17 protein-coding genes are annotated in these 22625 nt (G+C 61.7%); 6 read left to right on the plus strand and 11 right to left on the minus strand.

Going from position 1 to position 22625, the window contains the following annotated elements; genetic code table 11:
• Positions 1 to 14 precede the first annotated feature (14 nt).
• From P3G59_RS11170 to P3G59_RS11180, 3 genes are all read right to left on the minus strand, one after another.
• Positions 15 to 479 (minus strand): curlin, encoded by a 465-nt coding sequence (locus P3G59_RS11170; RefSeq protein ID WP_103305806.1) that lies wholly within the window; start codon positions 477 to 479, stop codon positions 15 to 17.
• Positions 480 to 550: 71 nt separating this feature from the next.
• Positions 551 to 2785: an Ig-like domain-containing protein gene (locus P3G59_RS11175; RefSeq protein ID WP_277761563.1), complete on the minus strand. Its 2235-nt coding sequence runs from the start codon at positions 2783 to 2785 to the stop codon at positions 551 to 553.
• 35 nt (positions 2786 to 2820) lie between these two features.
• Entirely contained in the window at positions 2821 to 4167 is a 1347-nt protein-coding gene (locus tag P3G59_RS11180; protein WP_277761564.1) for a hypothetical protein, read from the minus strand.
• 425 nt (positions 4168 to 4592) lie between these two features.
• Here P3G59_RS11180 and P3G59_RS11185 point away from each other — a divergent pair, with 425 nt between their 5' ends.
• The 5 genes from P3G59_RS11185 to P3G59_RS11205 all read left to right on the plus strand — a co-directional run bounded on the left by P3G59_RS11185 (position 4593) and on the right by P3G59_RS11205 (position 13213).
• Positions 4593 to 6041 (plus strand): ATP-binding protein, encoded by a 1449-nt coding sequence (locus P3G59_RS11185; protein WP_277761565.1) that lies wholly within the window; start codon positions 4593 to 4595, stop codon positions 6039 to 6041.
• Positions 6042 to 6318: 277 nt separating this feature from the next.
• Positions 6319 to 9126: a multicopper oxidase domain-containing protein gene (locus P3G59_RS11190; RefSeq protein ID WP_277761566.1), complete on the plus strand. Its 2808-nt coding sequence runs from the start codon at positions 6319 to 6321 to the stop codon at positions 9124 to 9126.
• Positions 9123 to 10226 (plus strand): SCO family protein, encoded by a 1104-nt coding sequence (locus P3G59_RS11195; protein WP_277761567.1) that lies wholly within the window; start codon positions 9123 to 9125, stop codon positions 10224 to 10226. The genes P3G59_RS11190 and P3G59_RS11195 overlap by 4 nt, the downstream gene beginning before the upstream one ends.
• A gap of 94 nt (positions 10227 to 10320) precedes the next feature.
• The gene (locus tag P3G59_RS11200; protein WP_277761568.1) at positions 10321 to 11814 is read left to right on the plus strand and encodes an ATP-binding protein; all 1494 of its coding nucleotides are present in this window, start codon (positions 10321 to 10323) and stop codon (positions 11812 to 11814) included.
• Positions 11783 to 13213 carry a sigma-54 dependent transcriptional regulator gene (locus tag P3G59_RS11205; RefSeq protein ID WP_277761569.1) on the plus strand — a complete coding sequence of 477 codons (1431 nt, stop codon included), beginning with the start codon at positions 11783 to 11785 and terminating at the stop codon, positions 13211 to 13213. The genes P3G59_RS11200 and P3G59_RS11205 overlap by 32 nt, the downstream gene beginning before the upstream one ends.
• A gap of 144 nt (positions 13214 to 13357) precedes the next feature.
• Here P3G59_RS11205 and P3G59_RS11210 read toward each other — a convergent pair whose 3' ends face one another.
• Positions 13358 to 13708 (minus strand): hypothetical protein, encoded by a 351-nt coding sequence (locus P3G59_RS11210; RefSeq protein ID WP_277761570.1) that lies wholly within the window; start codon positions 13706 to 13708, stop codon positions 13358 to 13360.
• 246 nt (positions 13709 to 13954) lie between these two features.
• Here P3G59_RS11210 and P3G59_RS11215 point away from each other — a divergent pair, with 246 nt between their 5' ends.
• Positions 13955 to 14752, plus strand: coding sequence for a class I SAM-dependent methyltransferase (locus tag P3G59_RS11215; RefSeq protein ID WP_277761571.1), 798 nt, complete (start codon positions 13955 to 13957; stop codon positions 14750 to 14752).
• A gap of 125 nt (positions 14753 to 14877) precedes the next feature.
• On the opposite strand, the gene P3G59_RS11220 is transcribed toward P3G59_RS11215, so the two are convergent.
• From P3G59_RS11220 to P3G59_RS11250, 7 genes are all read right to left on the minus strand, one after another.
• Positions 14878 to 15570 (minus strand): N-acetyltransferase, encoded by a 693-nt coding sequence (locus P3G59_RS11220; RefSeq protein WP_277761572.1) that lies wholly within the window; start codon positions 15568 to 15570, stop codon positions 14878 to 14880.
• A 114-nt stretch (positions 15571 to 15684) separates the two neighbouring features.
• Positions 15685 to 16476: a ChbG/HpnK family deacetylase gene (locus P3G59_RS11225; protein ID WP_277761573.1), complete on the minus strand. Its 792-nt coding sequence runs from the start codon at positions 16474 to 16476 to the stop codon at positions 15685 to 15687.
• Positions 16448 to 17632, minus strand: a complete 1185-nt coding sequence (locus P3G59_RS11230) for a GNAT family N-acetyltransferase (protein ID WP_277761574.1) — start codon at positions 17630 to 17632, stop codon at positions 16448 to 16450. Before P3G59_RS11230 ends, P3G59_RS11225 begins: the two co-directional genes overlap by 29 nt.
• Positions 17633 to 17636: 4 nt before the next feature.
• The gene (locus tag P3G59_RS11235) at positions 17637 to 18326 is read right to left on the minus strand and encodes an N-acetyltransferase (RefSeq protein ID WP_277762135.1); all 690 of its coding nucleotides are present in this window, start codon (positions 18324 to 18326) and stop codon (positions 17637 to 17639) included.
• 68 nt (positions 18327 to 18394) lie between these two features.
• On the minus strand, positions 18395 to 20317 hold the full coding sequence (locus tag P3G59_RS11240) for a hypothetical protein (RefSeq protein ID WP_277761575.1): 1923 nt from the start codon (positions 20315 to 20317) through the stop codon (positions 18395 to 18397).
• On the minus strand, positions 20314 to 21621 hold the full coding sequence (locus P3G59_RS11245; RefSeq protein WP_277761576.1) for an oligosaccharide flippase family protein: 1308 nt from the start codon (positions 21619 to 21621) through the stop codon (positions 20314 to 20316). The genes P3G59_RS11240 and P3G59_RS11245 overlap by 4 nt, the downstream gene beginning before the upstream one ends.
• A complete protein-coding gene (locus tag P3G59_RS11250) occupies positions 21618 to 22619 on the minus strand; it encodes a polysaccharide deacetylase family protein (RefSeq protein ID WP_277761577.1) in 1002 nt (333 codons plus the stop codon). The genes P3G59_RS11245 and P3G59_RS11250 overlap by 4 nt, the downstream gene beginning before the upstream one ends.
• Positions 22620 to 22625 lie beyond the last annotated feature (6 nt).

Consider the following 22625-nt stretch of genomic DNA (forward strand, 5'->3'; position numbering starts at 1 on the left):
ATGATTTGCAGTGCTTAGCGGTATTGCTTGACCGAAACGCTCATGCCGTTGCCCGACTGGGTCACGGCGCTTTGCAGCCCCGTGCCGGCCTGCTCGATGCTGGCGTCGTTGTTGTTGCCGTTTTGCGAAATCTGCGCGCGGTTGTGGCTGCCGTTCTGGGTGATCGAGGCGGCGTTGCCGGAACCGTTCTGGTTGATCAGCGCCATCAGGTCGCTGCCCTGTTGCAGGATGTACGCCTCCTGATTGCTGCCCGACTGCACGATCTGCCCGAGCAGCGACTGACCGTTCTGTTGCAGCAGGGCGACGTTGGCCTGGCCGAGCTGGTCGATCAGGGCTTGCTGACCCACCGGTGGGGGCAGTTCGCCGAGGTCGCTGCTGGTCGGGGCCAGGTCGTCGTTGTCCATCAGGTCGTCGGCGCGCACGCCTGCACTGCTGCACAGCAGGAGCAGGCAAAGCAGGGCGGCGGTCGGCGTGTTCATGGCGAAAATCCCGGGTCTTGAAATCTGGCCCACCGGCCCGGTCGCGATGACCGGGTGGTGGGGGTGGAGGGTTACTGCACGGTGACCGGGACGGTGCGCACGGTGCCAGGCGTCGTGCGGATCGTTGCGGTCGGGTTGGCCGACGGCACTACGGTGGTGTTGGTGACGGTCAGTCTCCAGCGACCGGTCAGTGGCACGGTCGTGGTGCCGAGGGTTACCAGTCCGGTCGGTGTGGTGACCTGCACGGTGACGGTGTTGCCGAGGATCACCGACGAGGTCCCCGAGAAGTCCCAGGTAAAGCGGTTGCCGGCCCGTGCGGTGACGGTGGCGGCGGTGACGGCGAAGTTCTCCGCTGGCGCTCTTGGCGACACCTGCACAGTGACCGTGGCCGGTGTCGACAGGGCGCCGAAGCTGTCCCGGGCAACGTAGGTGAAGGTCGTGGTAAAGGCGGTCAGGATCACGGCCGGCGGGGTGTAGGTGACGACCGTGCCATCGCTGGTGACGGTGCCGCGACCGAGCGCCGGTTGGGTGACACTGGCCACGGCCAGCGGCACGTTGCCTTCCGGATCGGTGTCGTTGGCCAGCACACTGATCGGCACGGTCAGGCCTGCCGTTGCGATGCTGTCGGCGACGGCAGTCGGCGCCTGGTTCGGGGCGACGGTGATGGTCACAGTGGCCGGATTGGCCGAGGCCAGGCCTTTGGCGTCCTGCGCTTTGTAGGTGAAGGTCGTGGTCAGTGGCGCGTTGACCACCGCTGGCGGGGTGTAGACCACGGCGGTGGTGCCACTGAGCACGACGGTGCCTTGGCCGGCTGCCGGTTGAGTCAATGCGGTGATGCTCAGCGGCGTGTTGCCGTCGGGATCGCTGTCGTTGGCCAGCAGGTTGACGGTCACCGGCACGCCGAAGCTGGTGCTGCCGGTGTCGGCGTTGGCGATTGGCGCCTGGTTGGCGCCGGTGTCCGGTGCGGTGCCGACGACGACAACGGGCTCGGTGTCACTGCCGCCGGCGGCGGATTTCACCGTCACGGTGGCCGGTGGCTGAGTCAGGTCGGCGACGGTAATGCGCTGCAGGGTGCCGGTCTTCGACAGGCGTCCATAGCCTTGGGCAACCATGTCCGGAACCGCCACTTCATCGGTTGATGTCGCTTCGATCAGCAAGCTGTGGTTGGCCCAGCTGTAACGCGCGGTCTGCACTTTCACCACGTCGGTGAGCTTGGCCGACACAGCGGTCGGCCGCGTGGTCCCGGCCGGGTTGGTCGCAGTCACCACCACGACGGGCGGCACGGCACCGCTGCCCAGGCGTTGGCCGAAGAACAGGCCGCTGTTGTCCCCCGTCAGGCTGGTCTGGCACGGCGTTGGCGGTGGACCGGGGAGCAGCGCCACAGTTTCACGGAAGCACAGGGTCGAGCTGCTGTCAGCCTTGGCGAATACCTCGGCACGCACCCCGGCCGAGGTGCGGCGATAGGTGGCGCGGTCGATGTCGACATGGGTTTGCTGACGGCTGTCGAGCACCTTGCCGGCGACGGTGAACAGGTTGGTCTGAATGGTGCCGGCGCCGGACGGCCCGACGATGCGCACGAAGTTGGTGTCGAACGGGCTGCCGGTCACCGCTTCGGTGAGGTTCGGGTCGCCGACGAAAGTTTCGACGCCGCCGGTATCGGGGTTCACTTCGGTGTACGGGCCGTTGATGCTGCGCAGGAACGGCCCGATGGCGCCGTTGAGGGTGCCGCTGAAGTCGCCCGGCGCACCGATGCCGATGTCTTTGGTGATGTTGATCGCCCGGCGCCCGGGTGTGGTGACGTTGACCGTTTCCACACCATACGGGTGAGTGATGGTGTAGGTGCCGGCCACGGGTACGTTCACCCGGATACGGATCCGCGCGAAGCTTTGTTGATCGCCGTCAACCGGGTTTTCCGAGGCAAACGCCGCCTCTATCCCGGCGACATAAGCGTCCATGCCAAAGCCGGCGCCGTTGTTGGGAATATTGGTTTCGGCGAGGAACCAGAAGGCTTCCGGCGGCCAGTTGTCGGGGAACACCATCGGCAGGCTGTCATCGAAGATGCCCGGTTCCGGCAGCAGGGTGCACATGTAGGCCGGTGGCGTGCTGGCCGCGACCCGCGAGCTGGCGGCGCGCGACTGGCAGAGTTCCATCGACAGATTATTGCTGTCCTGATACCACATCGGGAATTTCCCGGTGGCGAAGGTGTAGGGGCCGGGGTCGACGGCGGCGAGTTGCGCATAGGCACTGCCGGTCAGCGAGAGAGCGAGCCCGAGCGCGTTGAGCGCAAAGCGTGGCCACTTGTTCATGATGCCTCCTGATGCGGATCTGGGCATGTGAGCGTTCATTGCACGATGACCACTTCTTCGGTGTCGCTGCCGCCGTTGGACGACGTCACGCGGACCTTGGCGGGCGGTATCGGCGAGATCCCGGTGGCCAGGGTTTTCACCGCGCCGTCGCCGCTCAGCGCACCGATGGCGGCGCCGCTGCCGGAAGTGGCGGTGAGTACGGGTGGCGAGGTTTCGTCACTGGTCGAGGCCACTACCGTCAGTTGTCCAGAACTCAAGCTGTATTGGGCGCTCTGGATCACCACCAGGTCGGTCAGGGTCATGGGCAGGGTGGTCGGCGTGCTGCTGGCGATGGCGAGGTGGTTGTCGGCGGTCACTTGCAGGACGCTCGGCAAGGTCGGATTGGCCGACGATTGCGCGTACCAGGCGCCGGTGGAGTTGGCTTCGGTCATGTTCAGCACCGGGGTGAGGCTGGTCACGGCGACGGTGCCGGGAGCTGGCGGTGCGAGAACGAAAACGTCCTGCTGAGCGACCGGCGCACTGGTCCCCGCTTTGCGTGAGTAGGTGCTGCGCTGGGTGATCATCGGCGTGGGTCGAACCACGGTCGACAACTTGCCGGAGACCGCGAACGTGGTGGAACGCAGGTCGAGTCCGTTCGGCCCTTCAATACGCACGTAGTTGGTGTTGAATGGGCTACCGGTCACCGCTTCGGAGAGGTTCGGGTCGCCGACAAATTGCTCGGCGGCGCCGGTGACCGGGTTGGTTTCTGTGTACGGGCCGTTGACGCTGCGCAGGAACGGGCCGATGTCGCCCTTGAGCGCGCCGTCATAGGTTTTCGGCGTGCCGATGCCGATGTCGCGGGTCATGTTGATCGCGCGGCGACCGGGGGTGTCGATGTTGAACACATCGACGCCGTACGGGTGGGTGATGACGTAGGTGCCGGCGGTGGGCACATCGACGCGAATGCGGATCCGCGCGAAGCTGACTTGATCGCCCTCGACGGGCTCTTCGGCAGCGAACGCGGCTTCGACGGCGCTGACGTAAGTCAGGTCGATTCCGCGCGCCGCATCAACGAGGGTGGTCTCGCCGGTGAACCAGAACGCTTCATCGGGGAAGTTGCTCGGGAAGACAATCGGCTGGGTGTCGTCGAACACGCCGGGCGTCGGCAGCAGCGAACACATGTACGAAGGCGCGCCGGGAGTACTGGGTACTCGGGAGCTGAGCGCTTTGGACAGGCACAGATCCAGCGTGCGACCGTGGGTGTCCTGATACCAACTGGCGAAACCGCCGTTGGCCGGTGTGTACGGCCCCGGATCAACAGCGAACAAAGCGGCCTGAGCAATGCCCTGGGCCAAGGCGCTCACGACCAGGACGGTCGCGGTTTTGGACAGTAAAGGGTGCATGAGTTAATCCCTCTATCGAAGTACCTGCCCCTTGGGGATGGGTCAGTTGCACAGGGCCTGTACACCTTCCATGCCAAGCTGCGGTGGATGGGTGGGAGAGGGCCGGGGTAGAGGGCTTGGCGGGCGGTTTGGCGAAGTTTGTGGACTGCGGGGAACGGGCGTCATTCCCCAGGATTGGGGGCGGTGGGGATGCTCTTGATGGCCCGTCGTACGCAGAACCCCTGTAGGAGCTGCCGCAGGCTGCGATCTTTTGATCTTGATTCACAAAAGCAGGATCAAAAGATCGCAGCCTCGTTTCACTCGACAGCTCCTACAGGGATCTGGGGTGGGTTTGGGAGGTGTGCATCGGGTCGCTATCCCCGCATCCGGGCAAACCCCCACCCGTGGGCTATAACCCTATAGGGACGTATCGGGAAGTCGCCGCCATGAACATGCAGTCGAAATCGCTACCGGTCGAGGAGGCCAACTTGAGGTGGGGCTCGCGCAAGCAGTCGTTCAATCTGCTGCGCTGGTTTTCGCTGATCAGCATGGCCGTGATCGGCACCGTCGCCGTGGCGCTGGGCACGGTGTCGACGCGGTTCGTGATCGAGGAAAGCGTGCAACGCGATGCCTTGCTCACTGCGCAGTTCATTCAGGCCATCGCCTCGGCTGAAGTGCGCCACGTCTCGATTCCCAACGTGCGCACCATGGGCGATTTGCTCGATCCGCGGCTGGACAAGGATTTTCCCGATGTCGATCCGCAAGCCCGGGCTGATGCGCGAGGCGAGTTTCTCGATCACATCGGCCATCTGCCGGATGTGATCCTCGCCAACATCTATGCACCGGACCGACGGGTGATCTGGTCGACGAACCCCGCGCTCATCGGGACCAACATTCACGCCGATGAAGATCTTGATCGCGCCTTCAACGAAAAGATTCCGGTGTCGGCCAGTTACCACGACGTCGACAAGGCTCGTGAAGAACAAAAATTCGTCACACCGCCGGATTACATCTTTATCGAAAACTACATCCCGCTGTTCGACGCCGAGGGCAAGAATGTCACGGCGATGGTCGAGATCTACAAGGAACCGAAAGACCTCATCGCCCGCATGGAACGCGGACTGGCGCTGATCTGGCTGGCCACCGCGCTGGGCGGCGGACTGATTTATCTGGGCCTGTACTGGATTGTGCGGCGCGCGGCGATTCTGCTCGCGGCCCAGCAAAAACAACTGATCGCCAATGAAACCTTTGTCGCCTTGGGCGAGATGTCTTCCGCCGTGGCGCACAGTTTGCGCAATCCGTTGGCGACGATTCGCTCCAGTGCCGAACTGGCGCTGGAATTCGACGCGGGCCCGGCAGAAAAGAACATCAAGGACATCATCGGCCAGGTCGATCGCATGTCGAAATGGGTGCGCGAGCTGCTGCAATCGCTGCGTCCGCTCAACGATGACCCGGAACCGGTGAACCTGGTGGCGGCGTTGCACGAAAGCCTCGTCGCCTTCGAACAACAGATCGCCAAGGCCGGCGTGCAGGTGGTGTTTCATCCGCAATACACGCCGATGGTGCTCAGCCAGCCGGTGCAACTGACGCAGATCCTCAACAGCCTGCTGGCCAATGCGCTGGAGGCCATGGACAAGGGCGGTACGTTGACCGTCAGCCTTGAACCCGGCGGCGACCGGGGTGTGTGCGTGGTGCTCAGCGACACCGGTAAAGGCATGAACGAAGAGCAACGGACCATGGCGTTCCGGCCGTTTTTCACCACCAAGTCAGGTGGCTTGGGCGTTGGCCTGGTGTTGGTCAAACGCATCATGGAGCGCTTCGGCGGCGGCGTGACGCTGGACAGCCGCGAAGGCGAGGGCACCACCGTTCGCCTGGCCTTTCAACTGGTCCCCTGATTCACACCTTCCCCCTGTAGGAGCTGCCGAAGGCTGCGATCTTTTGATCTTGATCTTAAAAACCAAGATCAAAAGATCGCAGCCTTCGGCAGCTCCTACACAGGTTCATAAACGCCGCAAAAATTTATGAACTTCCCCCATCAATGGGTGTCAAGCCCCGGTCACCGGGGAGTGGGGAAATTCACAGCGCCCCCAAGTCCCTGTTACAACTGGAAATAATTTCTTGGCGCACTAGTTGCAAAACACCATCACCCCTTCCTTGATGAGGCGGCTGGTGATGGACAGAACAACGCGTGACCCAAGCAACACCTTCTTGTTGACGCCGTTGAGCGTCTTTCTGATGTTGACCCTCGGCACCATGGCCGGCGTTCACGCCAGCCCCATTGATGACGAACGACAGCCAGAAACCTCCGACCCGTCGGCGTACTACGACGAACCGGCGGACGAGACGACCGCCCTCAACGCCATCCTGACCATGCCCGAGGCCAACGAAGATTCCTTCGATTTGCCCGACGGGGTCAAAGGCTCGCGTGACACCCCGCGCGTCGAAAACCCGCTGCCGCCGAGCGTGCAGACCAGTTTCAATTACCCCACCAATGGCAAACCGAGCCCGCTGTTCGGCGCCCAGCCGTTTACCCAGCAGATCGTCCTGTTCGAAGAGTTCGGCCCGGAAAAACTCGACCCGACCACCCCGGCCGCGCCGCTGCCATTTCCGCCGGCTGCGATTGGCCCGGCACCGGCTCAGGATCCGAATAACGTCGCCCGCAGCGCGCCACCCGGCAGCGCCCTCGATGCGTTCCTGCGTCAACCGGGGCTGACGCCGTTCCCCAGCCAGTTCTCCAACGTCGTCGACCGCAACCCGTGGCAGGCGCAGATCGAAGTGTTCCTCAACCGCCACATCGGTTCGTCCGCCGAAGGCCGACCACCCGGAAAAGGCTGGGCGCATCAGCGCTGGAACGAGTTCTACCCGCAAGTCGCCTACAAAACCGTGCAGACCGGTGCACGGCTCAACGGTGGCCTGCGTGACAGTCGGCAAATGCACGGCTATGCCCTGGGCGAATTCGGCCCCGGTGGCCTGTACCACAACGTGGCTGGCATTCCCGCAACCGATGGCACTGCCAAAGGCGTCGATCCACGGTTCCACCCGAACATGCCAGTGCAAAACCACAACGCGGTGTGGACCTTCGACGGCACGCTGCCGCCGAAACTGTTGATGGTGCGCTACGGCCAACCGGTGATGATGCGCCACTACAACGGCTTGCCGATCGACCCGTCGGCCAACCGTGGTTTCGGTCTGCACACCATCAGCACCCACGAGCACAACGGCCACGCGCCAGCGGAAAGCGACGGCTATGCCAATGCGTTCTTCTTTCCGGGGCAGTTCTACGACTATCGCTGGCCGATCCAGCTCGCCGGTTACGACAGCATCAACACCAAGGCCGAAGACCCGCGCGCGGCGTTCCCCTGCGCCCCAGGCGAAACCCTGTGGGTCAACGATCTCGCACCCGCGAAGAAGACCTGCGACAACGGCACCATCAAGATTCGGGGCGACTGGCGCGAAACCATGAGCACCCACTGGTTCCACGACCACATGCTCGATTTCACCGCGCAGAACGTCTACAAGGGCAACGCGGCGATGATGAACTACTACAGCGCGCTGGATCGCGGCAACGAGTCGGTGAACGACGGCGTCAACCTGCGCTTCCCCAGCGGCAGCGCCTTGCCGTGGGGCAACCGCGACTACGACGTCAACCTGGTGTTCGCCGACAAGGCCTGGGATCAGGAAGGGCAGTTGTGGTTCAACCCGTTCAACACCGACGGCTTCATCGGCGATCAGGTGCTGGTCAACTGGCAGTGGAAACCGACCCTCGACGTGCGCGCACGCAGCTATCGCTTCCGCATTCTCAATGGCTCGGTGTCGCGCTACTTCAAACTGGCGCTGGTGCGCGAGATCAAAGGCAGTGGCGGAGAGTTCCAGGGGCCGAAAAACTCGGGTCTGACGTACAGCCGCGTGCCGTTCCACATGATCGCCAACGACGGCAACATCATGGAACACAGCGTGCCGTTCGACGGCAGCATGGACCTCGACGCCGACGGCGATAAACAGAACCACAACGCGATCCTGCCCACCCAAGGCATCGCCGAGCGCTTCGACATCATCGTCAACTTCTCGAAAAACGGCATCAAGCCTGGCGACAAGCTGTTCTTCCTCAACCTGCAGGCGCAGGACGACGGCAAAGGCCCGAAAGAAGTGATTCCCCTGGCCGACGTGCTCTCGGAGAAATACCTGCCGGTGATCAAGCAAACCAGCAAGGGCCCGCAGTGGGACAAGGGCGATCCGGCGGTGGGCAAGGTTTTGCAACTCAACGTCAAGGCGTACACCGGCCAGGATCTGGCGATGAACCCGGCAGCCTACGAACCGGCCAAACCCGGCAAGGCTGAAGGGCTGGTGATGATCCCGCTGAAGATCCATCGCGACAACGCTGCCGACAAGGCTCTGCTGGCCAAGGCTCGCCACCGTACCTTCACCTTTGGCCGCGCCGATGGCACCGATGAAGCGCCATGGACGGTCAAGACCGATGGTGGTTTTGGCTTCCACATGGATCCGCGTCGCCTGAACGCTTCGACGCAATTGTCCAGCGGTCCGACCGACGCCGGTGTCACCGGGTTCGGTACCCTGGAAGTGTGGAATATCAAGGCTGGCGGCAAGGGTTGGAGCCATCCGGTGCACGTGCACTTCGAAGAGGGAATCATCCTCAGCCGCGGCGGCAAGGCGCCACCGGAATGGGAAAAATGGGCGCGCAAAGACGTCTACCGCATCGGCTCCGAAGCCGATGGTCTGGACAACGTCGAAATGGCGATCAACTTCCGCGAGTTCGCCGGGACGTACATGGAGCACTGTCACAACACCCAGCACGAAGACAACTCGATGCTGCTGCGTTGGGACCTGGAAAAACCCGGCCAACTGCAACTGATGCCAACGCCGCTGCCGAGCTGGGACGGTGTGCGTTACGTCAACTCTGCCGCGCTGCCGACCTTCCGCAACGGTGACGGTATGGGCCCACAAGTGGTGATCAAGCCATGAACCGCCGCCACGCCGACAGCCCGCCGCTGCCTACCCCGCGCTCCCGGGCGCTGGGCATGCACCTGGTGCTGATGCTGGTGGCCTGTGTGCTCGGCAGCCGCGTATTGCTGGCCCATCAGGCCAGCGTCGGCGGATCGCCAACGGCCAGCGAATCCGCCACCCCGTGGGGTGGCGACTATTTCCCCAACACCCTGCTGACCGATCAGGACGGTCGGCAGGTGCATTTTTTCGATGACCTGATCAAAGGCAAAGTGGTGGTGATCAACTTCATCTTCACTTCGTGCAGTGATTCCTGCCCACTGGAAACCGCGCGCCTGCGCCAGGTGCAGAAACTGCTCGGCGATCGGGTCGGTCAGGATATCTTTTTTTACTCGATCAGCATCGATCCGCTCAGCGATACACCCGAGGTGCTAAAAGCGTATTCGCAGCGCTTCAAGGTCGGCCCCGGCTGGAAGTTTCTCACCGGCGAATTCGAGGACGTCACCGACCTGCGCAAGAAACTCGGGTTGTTCATCGACGGCGTCGACAACGGTCGCAGCAAGGACCACAACCTCAGCCTGATCGTCGGTAATCAGACCACCGGGCGCTGGATGAAAGCCTCGCCGTTCGAAAACCCGTGGATCCTCGCCGATCAACTGGCCAACACCTTGCAAAACTGGAAACAGCCGAGCATCGAAGAAAGCTACGCCAATGCCCCGGATATTCGCCCGCCGAGCAATGGCGAAGAACTGTTCCGCACCCGCTGTGCCTCGTGCCATAGCCTCGGCCCAATGGATGGGCAGGGCCTCGGCATGCGCAGCATTGGCCCCGACCTGATCGGCGTGACCCGCCATCGCGACGCCCAATGGTTGAACCGCTGGATTCGCGAACCGGATCGCCTGCTCGCGGAAAAAGACCCGATTGCCGTGCAACTGTACGAACAGTTTGAGCGAATCCCGATGCCCAATCTGCGCCTGGACGAGCAATCCGCGCAGTCGATCATCGATTTCCTCCGTGATGAAACCGAGCGTCAGCAACCGTCCACCGCAACCGTCGCCGACGGTGCATTGACGCCAGTAAAACCGGGCGATCCAGCCGCAACGGTGAGTCAGATGCGCTAGCGGCGCAATAGCATCATTGAACCGTGTGTCGTGGTCAGAGCCACCTACACTGATGGCTGTAACTGGCCCGATACAAAAACTCCAGGGCACTCCCATGCAGCGACTGGAAGCACAAAAAACACCGGCGCCGGACACCCCGGCCGCAATGGGCAAGAGCTGGCGCGAACAGTTCAATCTGCTGCGCTGGTTCTCGCTGGCGAGTTTTTTCATCATCGCCGCCGTGGCAGTGGGCCTTGGCTATATCTCCACGCGCTTCGTGGTCACCGAAAGCGTCGAGCGCGACGCCTTGCTGACCGCACAATTCGTCCAGGCCATCGGCGCGGCGGAAATACGCCATGCCGGCATCACCCCGGCGCGGACCATGGGCGAAATGCTTGACCCGCGCCAGGACGACAACTTTCCCGATGTCGATCCGGTTGCCCATGCAGCCGCCCGCGCCGAGTTCCTCGACCATGTCGAACACCTGCCGGACATTCTCCTGGCCACGGTGTATGCGCTGGATCGCACGGTGATCTGGTCGACCAATCCAGAACTGATCGGGGTCAAATTCGAGGATGACGACGAGCTCGACGAGTCGTTCGAGATGAAAGTCGCGGTGTCCTCCAGTTACCACAAAATCGACGATGAAAAACCCGAGCAGCAGTTACTGCGCGAACCGAAATACCTGTTCATCGAGAACTACATCCCGATGTTCAACGCCGACAAAAGCAAAGTCATCGCCATGGTCGAGATCTACAAGGAACCGGCGGATCTGGTAGACCGCATCGACCGTGGGTTCGCCTCGATCTGGGCGGCGACGTGTTTCGGTGGAGCGGCGATCTTTCTCGCCTTGTTCTGGATCGTTCGGCGTGCGGCGAAACTGCTGCAGAGCCAGCAGCAACAACTGATCAGCAACGAAACCTTTGTCGCCCTCGGCGAGATGTCTTCGGCGGTCGCGCACAGCTTGCGCAATCCCTTGGCGACCATTCGTTCCAGCGCCGAACTGGCCCAGGAAATCGCCAGCCCCGGCGCGCAGCGCAACATCGGCGACATCATCAGCCAGGTTGATCGCATGTCGCGCTGGGTCCGCGAGTTGCTCGTTTCGCTGCGGCCGATGAATGACGACGGCGAGGCGGTGGACCTGTTGATGGCGGTCGAGGACACCCTCGGCGCGTTCGAAGCGTTGATCAAACGCAGCAACGTCGAAGTGCGCTTCACACCGCACAATTGCGCGCCGGTCGTCAGCCAGAAGGTGTTGCTCACACAAATCCTCAATAGCCTGTTTGCCAACGCCCTGGAAGCCATGCCCAAGGGCGGTGTGCTCAGCGTCGAATTCGAATCACCGCAGCCCGACAGCGTGCGCCTGACCGTGAGCGACACCGGCAAGGGCATGAGCGCGCAGCAGCAACTGTTGGTGTTCAAACCGTTTTTCACTACCAAACAGGGCGGCCTCGGGGTTGGTCTGGCGTTGGTCAAAAGAATCATGGAGCGTTTTGAAGGTTCGGTCGTACTGACCAGCCGCGAGCAGGAAGGAACCCGCGTCAGTCTCAACTTCAAAGTGGCATCGGGAGGGGAATATGGAACACAGCATTCTGCTGGTCGAGGATGACGAACTGCTGGCCGAGAATATTCAGACCTACCTGGAGCGCAAGGACTTCGAGGTGACGGTCTGCCATTCGGCCGAAGACGCGTTGGGGCAATTGGAAAGCTTTATGCCGGACATCGTGCTCACCGACAATTCGCTGCCAGGCATGAGTGGTCACGACCTGATTCAGAAGCTGCGCATCAGCGCGCCGGATCTCAAAGTGATCATGATGACGGGCTACGGCAACGTTGAAGATGCCGTGGTGGCGATGAAGGAGGGCGCTTTTCATTACGTGACCAAACCGGTCGCGCTGCCGGAACTCAAACTGCTGCTGGACAAGGCGCTGGCCACCGAACGGATGGAGCGCACGCTGTCGTTCTATCAGGAGCGTGAGGCGCAGAAATCCGGGGTGCAGGCGCTGATCGGCGATTCGGCGCCGATGCAATATCTGAAAAACACCATCGGCCAGTTGCTCGACGCCGAGCGACGCATGGCCAACACTGATCTGCCGCCGGTTTTGGTGGAAGGCGAGACCGGCACCGGTAAAGAACTGGTGGCCCGTGCGCTGCACTTCGACGGCCCGCGCAGCAAAGGCCCGTTCATTGAGTTCAACTGTGCGTCGATTCCGTCGAACCTGGTGGAGTCGGAGCTGTTCGGCCATGAGAAAGGCGCGTTCACTGACGCCAAGGATCGCCGGGTCGGGCTGGTGGAAGCGGCGGATGGCGGCACGCTGTTTCTCGATGAGATCGGCGAAATGGATCTGCTGCTGCAGGCGAAGATTTTGAAGTTGCTGGAGGATCGGACGATTCGCCGGGTCGGTTCGGTGAAGGAGCGCAAGGTCAATCTGCGGGTGATCAGTGCGACCAATTGCAACCTTGAGCAGATGGTCCAGCAGGGTAAATTCCGCCGCGATCTGTTTTTCCGCCTGCGGATCATTTCCATCAAGGTGCCGCGTCTGTATGCCCGGGGCGACGATATTCTGCTGCTGGCGCGGCACTTCCTCGCCAGCCATGGCAAGCGTTACGGCAAACCCAATCTGCATTTCAGCCAGCAGGCCGAGGAGTTGCTGCTCAGTTACACCTGGCCGGGCAACGTCCGCGAACTGCGCAACATGCTTGAGCAGACCGTGCTGCTGGCACCCAGCGATACGATTGCCGCGCATCAACTGAACGTGTGCATGAGCCTGGTCGACGAACCGCCCATGCATTTGCACGAAGCCCCGATGCACTACGAACCGCGCCCGGCGAGCAACACCGAGTCGATGAACCTGCCGGAAGTCGAACGCGACATGGTACGCAAGATGCTCGACAAGACCGACTGGAACGTCACCAAATCCGCACGCCTGCTGGGCCTGAGCCGCGACATGCTGCGCTACCGCATCGAAAAACTCGGCCTCGCCCGCCCGGATAAACGGCAGTGGTAGCCCGCCACCGATTCCCTGTAGGAGTGAGCCTGCTCGCGATAGCGGTGTGTCAGTCGACCTGTTTATTGCTGACACACCACTATCGCGAGCAGGCTCACTCCTACAAGGGATCGGTGGTGCCGCAGATGTTGTACGCCACCAGAATCAATGTTGTTGTTGCCGGCTCAGACACTCCAGCAGACAACTGGGATCCAGCACCTCGTCATTCACATAAATCCCGCGCTCGGCATCGTACGTGCGAATAAACACCCGCACCGTCGCATCCGCCACGTTGGGCAATTGCGAGTCGTAGAACACGTGATCATCCGGAATGACCACAAAATCCTGCGGCGCCGTGTCCTCGTATGGCTTCGGCGGCGTCGCGTTCAACGAATACGGAGCAGGGTGGGCGAAGGGCTGGTTGGGCCCGTAGTAAACAAAATTGCTGTCCAGCGCTTGCGCCTGAGTGGCAGCGAGCAGACAGCCGGTCAACAACAGTCGATCGAGCATTGGCATGGCGGCACCTGCGAGTGCGGTTTTCCCCAAGGCTATTAACTATAGCTGCCCGACATTCAAACAATCAGATATGTAGGAGCTGCCGCAGGCTGCGATCTTTTGATCTTGACCTTTAAAAACAAGATCAAAAGATCGCAGCCTGCGGCAGCTCCTACACGAATTGGCTTACAAGTTTGTAACAACCGCAATTGCCGGGCTGATCTAGACTCGGATCCGCTCAATCAAGAGCACCGTCCGGAGTGCGCCATGGAAGTGCCCAACAATAAAACCGCCATCGACAGCAATCGACAGGCGTGGAACGATTCCGCCCGCCATCATCAGGATTCGCCTGACTGGCAGGCCTTGCTCGGCGAAGTTGCGCAGGCGGATTTCTCTTGTCTTGATGAGACCTTGAGCGGGTTGCTGGAGGTCGATGGCAAGGATGTGATTCAACTGGGCTGCAACAATGGCCGCGAGAGTCTCTCCCTATTTGCGCTCGGTGCCAGAAGCGTGGTCGGTGTCGATCAGTCGGCGGCGTTTCTCGAACAGGCGCGTGAACTGAACAAGCGTTCACCGCACAACGCCGAATTCATCGAAGCCGATATCCATCATCTGCCGGCGTCGCTGCACCATCGCTTCGACGTGGCACTGATCACCATTGGTGTTCTCAACTGGATGCCGGACATCGGCGAGTTTTTCCGCCATGTCGCTTCAACGCTGAAACCGGGCGGAAAACTGGTGATCTACGAAACCCATCCGTTTCTGGAAATGGTTGATCCGAATGCGGAAGATCCTTATCGCCTCGCCAGTTCGTACTTCCGCGCTGAACCCTTTGTGCAGGAAGAACCGATTGTCTATGTCGGCAAGGTTGAACAGCAGGCAGCGAAGTCGTATTGGTTTGTGCATACGCTGGGGGCGATTTTCAGCGGTGCGATCGGGGCAGGACTGAACATTGCGCACTTCAAGGAATACCCGCATTCGAATCGGGAAGAGGTGTATGACCAGTATCTGAATCAGCAAGCGCAGATGCCGATGTGTTTTACCCTGGTCGCCACCAAGATTTGATTGATCGGTGCGGCTACCGGCCTCATCGCGAGCAGGCTCACTCCTACATTTGAAATGCATTCCCCTGTAGGAGTGAGCCTGCTCGCGATGACGGCATCACTGCCGCTAGACATTTCAGATGTGAATCAAGCCTGCGCCGCCGCACTCACCACCGGCCGTCCCGGTTTGCGCAATGGCTCAAGTCGTGAACCCTCATACCGCGTTTCCCGGAAAAACTTCCAGCGACCAAACAGGCAATACACGTGCATCACGCGCCCCTGCTCGTGATAGCCCATACGGATATGCAGCTTCAGCGCCGGAATATTGTGCGTCTCACACACGTCCACCACCTTGTCGCAACCCTGCGCCGCCATGGCTTCCCACAATGCCACTTGCACGTCCACCGACAGACTGCTGCCGAAATACGCTCGGGTCATTTCGCCACCGAACTCGAAGAACTCACCCGGCTTCACCGGGAAGGTGCAGCCGTAATAGTGACGGTCGTGATAGTCGCGAATACTGCCCCAGATAAATGCCACCGCGTGGCCGTCGGCATCGAGGTACATGTGCCCGGTGTGACCCTCGGCGGCGAGTTCCGCCATGGTGCCCACGCGGTCACCAAAATGCTTGGTGAAGGCGATGGCATTCTCCGGCGTGATGTCGACTCTGCGCAGGCCATCATAAGGGCGCAGTTTGTGCGGCGGTACCGGGCTGACCAGGTCGCGCTCCATCCACAACAGCTCCCAATGGAAGAACACGTAGCGTTTCCACAACGTGCCGAAGGTGCGGCCGAGGCCTTTCTGGCGGATACGCTCTTGTAGTTTTTCGATGACGCTCATGATGCCCTCCGTGGCCGAAGCCCGGGTGTTGTGGATGGTGCTTTTGTGGGTATAGATCACCCTTGCCAGTTCATTTCAAAGTGCCATCTTCGAAAGTATTGCAAGGTATGTAAGTCAATCGAGTGCCGCGGCACCGCGTAGAAAATCCTTGTTCAAATCGGTGTAGGAAACCCGTTGAACACCCGCCAGCCGCAGCTCTAACACGCGGCTCAGGGATTCAACGGGAGGAAGATAGGCATCACCAAAATCGCTGCCGAGCTGAGTCGGGTGAGCGACGATTTCCAGCACGCCGTCGGTCGGCGCTATGTCGTCAAGCAAGTCGATGGGCGTGCACACGTAGTCGGCGGTAACACCGGCCAGACGCTGCAAACGCCAATTGAGTAAACCCTTGAATACGCGCTTGGGCAGATTGAGGTTTTGCCCCAGGTTGCGCGCCAGCCGAATCGGCACCCCTTGCTGTGCGGCGAAGCGCGCGACAATCTCGCCGATCGGCCAGATGTTGTGCACGTGCTGATGCGAATCGATATGGCTCGGACGCAGGCCGTGATCGACGCAACGTTGCCATTGCGCCTGCAGCTCTTCGCGTACCGCGTCACGGTCTTCGCGCGCGAGCCCAAAACTGTGACGCGGCAGGCTGAGGTCGAACACACCGAAGTCATCGCAGAAGGTGCGCCGGGCCAGAATCGCCTGACTCAGCGGTCGCCCGTAAGTCAGGTTGAAGTGCAGGCCGATCCGGCCCTGCAAGGTCGCATGCCGGGCCATGGCACACGCCGCTTCAAACGCCGGCATGTTGGCCATCGCCGTGGCAGAACTGATGACCCCGGCCTGAAACGCGGCGAAGATCACCGCATTTTCGTTCGGGCTGAGGCCGAAATCGTCAGCGTTGACTATGACTTGGCGAGGCATGTTCGCCCTCCGTGGTAATCGCGACAGGTTTCAGTGCAGGTTTGGCTTGCTCGGCCCGGCGTGTCCGCCACGCCTGTACGCGCGGTTTGAGTCGATGCCACAGGCGCAGGCCCAGGCCAAGAACCAGGCCACTCGGGCGCCAGGAATAAAAACTCCAGCGCCAGTGCTCCAGTTGTCCGGTCATGCGTTCGTGGAGTTGATGGCTGGAGTTTTCCAGACTGACCCGCGAGGCATCGATCCAGCGCCAGTTGTCGTCCAGGCCCCAGCGAATCCATTCCTCCAGCAACACCCGACCGCTGCCCAGATCGGCGTATTGCGGCAGGAACGCGAGGTTGTAATCGTAGAGTCGCCCTTGCTCCAGCAGGCCGAGGCGATAGCTGATGCAGCGGCCATTCAGTTCCAGCGTCACTACGCGCACCAAGCCTTGGCCGGCGAGGGCAGTGAAGGCGCGTTCGATCAACTGGCGGCTGCGTTCGCCAGCGAAAATCCCCACCCCTTCATCACCTTTCCAGCTCACCGCTTCGACTTCGCTGATGACCTGCAGCAGCGGCCCCATGCTCATCGCATCGGGAGTGATCCGCCGCACTTCGGCCCCGCAGGCGGCAATCCGTTTGCGTGCCCGGCGCAGCTTGTAACGCGGATCGCCGGAGACTTCCTGATGATCCGCCTCGCTGATCAAATGCACGGGCACCCGACAACTCAAGCGTCGCTCAGCGGTGGAGCTGCGCGCCATCCATTCGGTCAGCGTGCTTTCTTCACCGGCAGGCTCGGACAATTCATTGAGTTGCAGCAGCGCATGGGGCACTCGCTGACGAATCAGCAGCAAGGCCTTGCGCATGTCTTCGCCGCGAAGCAAAGACAACAGCGCCAAGCGATCCGCCAGCGGATAACCCAAGTGATGCAGGACCCGAAAGGGCACTCCGGCAAAACGCTCGCGACTCGCCACCAGCGGCAGACACAGACGCAATTCGTCCGCCTCCCAACCCAGCAGGATGTGCAAACGCTCATCCTCGCCAAGGGCCTGTTCGGCCGCGCACAACCAACCGAGGTTGTTGAACGGCGTGTGGTCCGTCACCCGCCGGCGCAGCGCTTCATACGCCGCTTGCGGGAAATCGGCGGCGCACAGCGAAGTGCGCCATTCGAATCGCGTCACCATAGGCTCAGGCCGCCGTGGCTGTTACGGGTGGACGGGACGGTTTGCGCAACGCATCCAGGCGCGAGCCGCTGTAGCGGCTTTCGCGGTAGAAGCGCCAGCGACCGAACAGGGTGTACACATTCATGATGCGGTTCTGCTCGGTATAGCCCATGCGCAGGTGCAGCTTGAGCGCGGGGATGTTGTGGAACTCGCAGACGTCGACGACCTTGTCGCAACCTTGCGCCGCCATGGCTTTCCACAGCTCCAGTTGCAGGTCCACTGACAGCTCGCTGCCCCAATAGGCGCGGGTCAGTTCACCGCCGAACTCGAAGAATTCGCCGGGTTTCACCGGGAACATGCAGCCGTAGTAGTGCCGGTCGAAATAGTCCCGCGAACTGCCCCAAATAAACGCCACCGCGTCGCCCTGATCGTCCAGGTGCATATGCCCGGTGTGGCCTTCGTTGGCCAGCTCGGCCATGGTGCCGACGCGGTCGCCGAAGTAGCGGGCGAAGGCGCTGGCATTGTCTGCGGTGATCTTCACCACCCGCAATGGCGGGTAGGGTTTGAGGTTGTGCGGTGGCACCGGGCTGACCAGGTCGCGCTCCATCCACAGCAGTTCTTGATGGGAGAAGATGTAGTGCTTCCATGCCTTCTTGACGGTGGCAGCGAGTCCTTTCTGCCGCAGGTGTTCAGTCAGTTTGTTGAGCATGTTCATGGTGTTCACTCCTGATGACGAGGCATCGCGCGGCCACTGGCCTGCGCGGCTAAACATCAACGGACGGTTCATGAAGCGCTCCAGCTGAGCGCGAACAGGGTTTGCCCCGGCAGCTCGAAACGCACATGCCCGTCCTGGCAGGCAAACGGCGCGTCGCGGCTGCGGTTGTCGGCGCCGAAGTAACGCAGGGCGCCGTTGTTCAATGGACATTTGGCGCCACTCAGGTCAACCCGCTGTAGCCGCGTGCCTTTGTTCACCCCGAGCAGACCACGCTGATCGTCGCCGGCCATCGCCAGCACATCGACTTCAAAGCCATCGTTTTCCAGCCACAGCACTTTGTGCAGCCAGTGTTGGGCTATGAATTGCTGAGCCAGACCGACGGGTTTCAGCTCGAAGCGTTGCTCATCCTCCGAGACGCGCAACATGCCTTTGGGATACTGCGGTTCATCGGCGGCCTGAAACCAGTTGAGCATCGTCAACAAGCCATCCTGCGAAGCGTTGATCACCACCGACGCCCACCATAGCGAAGCGTAGTGGGTTTCCTGATCGTAGGGGCTGAGGCTGGAGCCGCTGGACAGGTTGGTCTGGTCGAGCAGCAACGCCTTGCGCGGCTGACCTTTGCCGTCGAGGCCGACCAGTTCAGCGGCGCGGCGCACACTGTCGCGATACACGCGTGTGGCGAGCAGGTCGCGGATCATCCATTCGTGCCACGCCAGTGCGTCGACCTGATCGCCTGATTCGCTGAGCAAACGCCGCGCCCAATCGATGCCACGTTTGTCTGCCGCGTTGTTGGCAAAGGGTCCGTTGACCAGCCGCGAACTGGCCGGCATGGCGATGCGCACGCCTGCCTTGGCATTCGCCGGATCGCTGCGCACCTGCCGCGCCATGCTGGTGAAAATCGCCTGATACTGCGCATAACTGGAGTAGTTGAGGTTCGGCTCGTCGGCAAAACCGATGTAGTGCGTGCCTTTGCCACCGAGCGCGCGGGTGCCGGCCAGCCACGCATCAAGCCCGTCGTTGCTTTGCACATCGGCGCGCAGATCGGCCTGACGCTGACTGCCGGCCAGCAGGGTGATGTCCTGCTTGATGCCGAAGCGATCCTGATAAACCCGGCGAAACGCATCTTCGAACTGCGGATTCTTCGCCGTCACGTCGACAAAACTGTAGTAACTCGCCGCCGTCGGTTTCAGCGCATCCAGCGCCGCGTGACTGGCGGGCGGCGGCATCACGTAGGGCAGGGCGATGCCCAGATCCGGCGTGCGCCCGAGGATTTTGTCGTGCAATACCAGACGTGTCTGGCCAGCGTCTTCACGCAGCGGTTTCAGTTGCTGGGGTGTCTGGGCGAACAGGTTGGCGGTGCCATCGAGCCAGAACGCCGCTTTGCCGCTGCCTTGCAGACGCAGACGCCAGACCTGCTCGCGTTCACTGACGGGCAAGGCAACCTGATCGAATTGCCAATAGGCGCGATACGGTTTCAATGCCAGCGTCAGTTGCTGTTCATCGCCGACCCGCTGCGCCTGCAAGCCGTTGACGCCACCATGAAATTTACCGGCCAGCACCGCGTGTTCACCCGGCGCAACCTTGAAATACAACGCGTCGCCATTGTGGGTGTCGGCGCTGAAATGCACTTTCGCCGGGGCGAACAACGCCACCGTGCGCTCGTCATGTTCGACGCGATAATTGCGAAAGCTGTAGCCGGGAATTTCCAGTCGATAACTGGCTGCGCCGGGCAGCAGCGGCCAACTCTGGCTGCCACGTACTTCGCTGGCCTTGATAAACCGATCGCCCTGCAACCTGCCCTGGCCATCGAGCAGATACAAATGCTCTTCATTGGCCTCGGCCTGCCATGCCGGCGTCCAGCGCACGGTCACCGTGTCCGGCCGATCGGTTTGCAGATACAGGCTGCCGTCGCGGATCTCGCCCCAGCGCATCGACGCGGCGAACGCGTCCAGCGACAGGCCGAGACCGAGCAGCAGGGCGAGGCCTTTCATGCGGTTTTCCGCCGTTGCAGCATCAGCCACATGGGCGTGACGTCGCGGGGCAGGATGATCAGCGTCTGCCAGAACGGCACGCCGCTCAAACGGCAGTAGAGCACCAGCATCGCCACGGTCACGGCCAGATACGCAATCGAAGAAGCAGCGGCGGCGCCGACGATCCCATAGGCCGGAATCAATACAAGGTTCAGCGCCAGATTCAGCAGGGCACCCAGCCCCATCAGCAACGACACCGTGCCGGGACGATTCTTGCCGAGCAGGTCCAGCCGCAAGATGCTCGCGTAGCACAAGCCCAACAGCCCCGGCAGCAAGGCGAGCAGCGCCGGATACGCCGGTTGGTACGCCGCCCCGAACAAGGTGACGATCAGCCATTCACCAATCACCGCCATGGTCAGGCAGGCGCCGAGCATCACCGTGGCGGTCAGGCGCAGGGCCAGCGGGGTGACCTTGTCCATGCCTTCGTCCTGTTGCAGCAGGCGTTTCATCAGCGGCGTAGTCACCGCTTCCGGGACGATCAACAGCAGTTCAGCGGCAGCGCTGGCCATCGCGTAATGACCGAGGGCGGTGCTGCCGAGCAGGGCGCCGATAAACAGATAATCCGAACGCAGAATCACTTGCTGGAACAACAGATCCGGATGGCTGCGCGCGCTGTAGCGCAGCAGTTCTTTCTGGCTGGCGCGGTCCCATTGCAGTTGCAGCGGTTGTGCGCGCTTGAGCCAGACCCATCCGACCAGCACCACCAGACTGATGCCGGCCAGCCAACTGATCAGCGCCGCTTCCAGCGCCGCGCTTTGCCACATCCAGAACAGCGCGAGAAACAGCAACAGCGGCGCCAGCGACTCGACCAGACGCAAGGCGTTGAACGCGACCACGCCGCCCGAGGCGTTGTGCAGCGTCAGCAAGCCGCTTTTCAGTACCGTCAGCGGCACCGCCAGCAGCAACAGCCAGGCGAGCAAGCCAAGTTGCATCGTCACATCCAGCTCAGTGCCGAATTCGCGCACCAACGCCACCACCAGCAAGGTCAACAACCCCGCGAGCAAACAGCCGAACACCAACACCTGACTGAGCAACAAGCCCATCGGCCGTTGCTTGGCCGCTTGGTAACCGACCGCCGAATTCAAGCCGCCACTGGTGGCCGCGCTGATCAGATCCGGCAGGGTGCTGAGCAGCGCAAACAGTCCGCGCTCACTCGGCCCGAGAATCCGCGCCAGCAACACGTTGCGCAGCAAACGCAGGGCGATCATCGCCAGTTTGGTGCCCATGCTCAGCGCCAAATGCTTGAGGTAGTTACCTCGGCTCATGGCCGCGCCCCGCGGAAAATCCGCCACGACAACAGCTCCGGGTTGCGCGCCGTACGCTGGCTGACGCCGAAACGTGGCAGGTTCAGCGGATCGCCTTCGCCGCGATAAATGCCGGTGCCGGTGCCCAGCGCAAAGGGATAGTCATGGCGGGCAATCTGTTGCCGCACCCGTTCATCGTTATCGCCATTGGGGTAGCAATACACCGGCAGCGGCCGGTTGCAGCCATTGTGCAGGGCATCGCGGCTGCGGCTGATTTCTTCGCTCAGGCGCACATCGTCAAGGCCGGTGAGAATCGCGTGACTGGCGCCGTGCGGGCCGAAACGCACCAGCCCGGAAGCCTCCAGTGCGCGCACCTGATGCCAGTCCAGCGCCTGCGGTTGCGACTCCTGCGGGCATTCATCGGTCAGCCGTTCAAGTTCTTGTGGCTCGAGCGACTTCAGCCCTTGCAGGTAATGCAGCATCGAGAGGCTGCGGCGATCGACATCGATGTCATCCACCAGCACGGGCACCGGGTGGCCGCTGGCTTGCAGGCATTCGATCAAATGCATCCGCGCTTTTTCACCGTGGCTGCCCCACAGGGTTTCGCCAAGGCTTTCCCACCAGAAGCGCTGACGGCTGCCGATGAAATCGGTGGAGAGAAAAATACTCGCCGGCACCTGATGTTTCTGCAGCAGCGGATAGGCGTTGACCGCGTTGTCGCGCCAGCCGTCATCGAAGGTCAGCGCCACCCGTGGGCGCTCGGTGCGCAACGAGTTGGGCTGGAGGATTTCCATCAGCGGTACGCAATCGAAATGCCTGCGCAACCACACCAGCAAATGCTCGAAGGCTTTCGGCCCCACGCACAATTCGTTGCGGTGCGGCAGGTCGGCGGCGCGGTCGTTCGACAGCACGCGGTGCAGCATCAGAATCACTCCGGCGCCGTGCAACTGGTTGCGGCCCACGGAAGAGTTGAGATAGAGCCAGCCACTGGTGCGTTTTAGTAATTGTTTGATCGCCATGGCTTC

Source organism: Pseudomonas sp. A34-9 (genome assembly GCF_029543085.1).
In the GTDB taxonomy this organism is placed as follows: Bacteria; Pseudomonadota; Gammaproteobacteria; order Pseudomonadales; family Pseudomonadaceae; genus Aquipseudomonas.

What these genes read in the sequence shown, in the direction of transcription:
- P3G59_RS11180 (WP_277761564.1), bottom strand. Translation starts at nt 4,167, where the DNA reads ATGCACCCTTTACTGTCCAAAACCGCGACCGTCCTGGTCGTGAGCGCC.
- P3G59_RS11225 (WP_277761573.1), bottom strand. Translation starts at nt 16,476, where the DNA reads ATGCCTCGCCAAGTCATAGTCAACGCTGACGATTTCGGCCTCAGCCCG.
- P3G59_RS11235 (WP_277762135.1), bottom strand. Translation starts at nt 18,326, where the DNA reads ATGAACATGCTCAACAAACTGACTGAACACCTGCGGCAGAAAGGACTC.
- P3G59_RS11230 (WP_277761574.1), bottom strand. Translation starts at nt 17,632, where the DNA reads ATGGTGACGCGATTCGAATGGCGCACTTCGCTGTGCGCCGCCGATTTC.
- P3G59_RS11195 (WP_277761567.1), top strand. Translation starts at nt 9,123, where the DNA reads ATGAACCGCCGCCACGCCGACAGCCCGCCGCTGCCTACCCCGCGCTCC.
- P3G59_RS11170 (WP_103305806.1), bottom strand. Translation starts at nt 479, where the DNA reads ATGAACACGCCGACCGCCGCCCTGCTTTGCCTGCTCCTGCTGTGCAGC.
- P3G59_RS11240 (WP_277761575.1), bottom strand. Translation starts at nt 20,317, where the DNA reads ATGAAAGGCCTCGCCCTGCTGCTCGGTCTCGGCCTGTCGCTGGACGCG.
- P3G59_RS11200 (WP_277761568.1), top strand. Translation starts at nt 10,321, where the DNA reads ATGCAGCGACTGGAAGCACAAAAAACACCGGCGCCGGACACCCCGGCC.
- P3G59_RS11220 (WP_277761572.1), bottom strand. Translation starts at nt 15,570, where the DNA reads ATGAGCGTCATCGAAAAACTACAAGAGCGTATCCGCCAGAAAGGCCTC.
- P3G59_RS11190 (WP_277761566.1), top strand. Translation starts at nt 6,319, where the DNA reads ATGGACAGAACAACGCGTGACCCAAGCAACACCTTCTTGTTGACGCCG.
- P3G59_RS11250 (WP_277761577.1), bottom strand. Translation starts at nt 22,619, where the DNA reads ATGGCGATCAAACAATTACTAAAACGCACCAGTGGCTGGCTCTATCTC.
- P3G59_RS11210 (WP_277761570.1), bottom strand. Translation starts at nt 13,708, where the DNA reads ATGCCAATGCTCGATCGACTGTTGTTGACCGGCTGTCTGCTCGCTGCC.
- P3G59_RS11215 (WP_277761571.1), top strand. Translation starts at nt 13,955, where the DNA reads ATGGAAGTGCCCAACAATAAAACCGCCATCGACAGCAATCGACAGGCG.
- P3G59_RS11185 (WP_277761565.1), top strand. Translation starts at nt 4,593, where the DNA reads ATGAACATGCAGTCGAAATCGCTACCGGTCGAGGAGGCCAACTTGAGG.
- P3G59_RS11175 (WP_277761563.1), bottom strand. Translation starts at nt 2,785, where the DNA reads ATGAACAAGTGGCCACGCTTTGCGCTCAACGCGCTCGGGCTCGCTCTC.
- P3G59_RS11205 (WP_277761569.1), top strand. Translation starts at nt 11,783, where the DNA reads ATGGAACACAGCATTCTGCTGGTCGAGGATGACGAACTGCTGGCCGAG.
- P3G59_RS11245 (WP_277761576.1), bottom strand. Translation starts at nt 21,621, where the DNA reads ATGAGCCGAGGTAACTACCTCAAGCATTTGGCGCTGAGCATGGGCACC.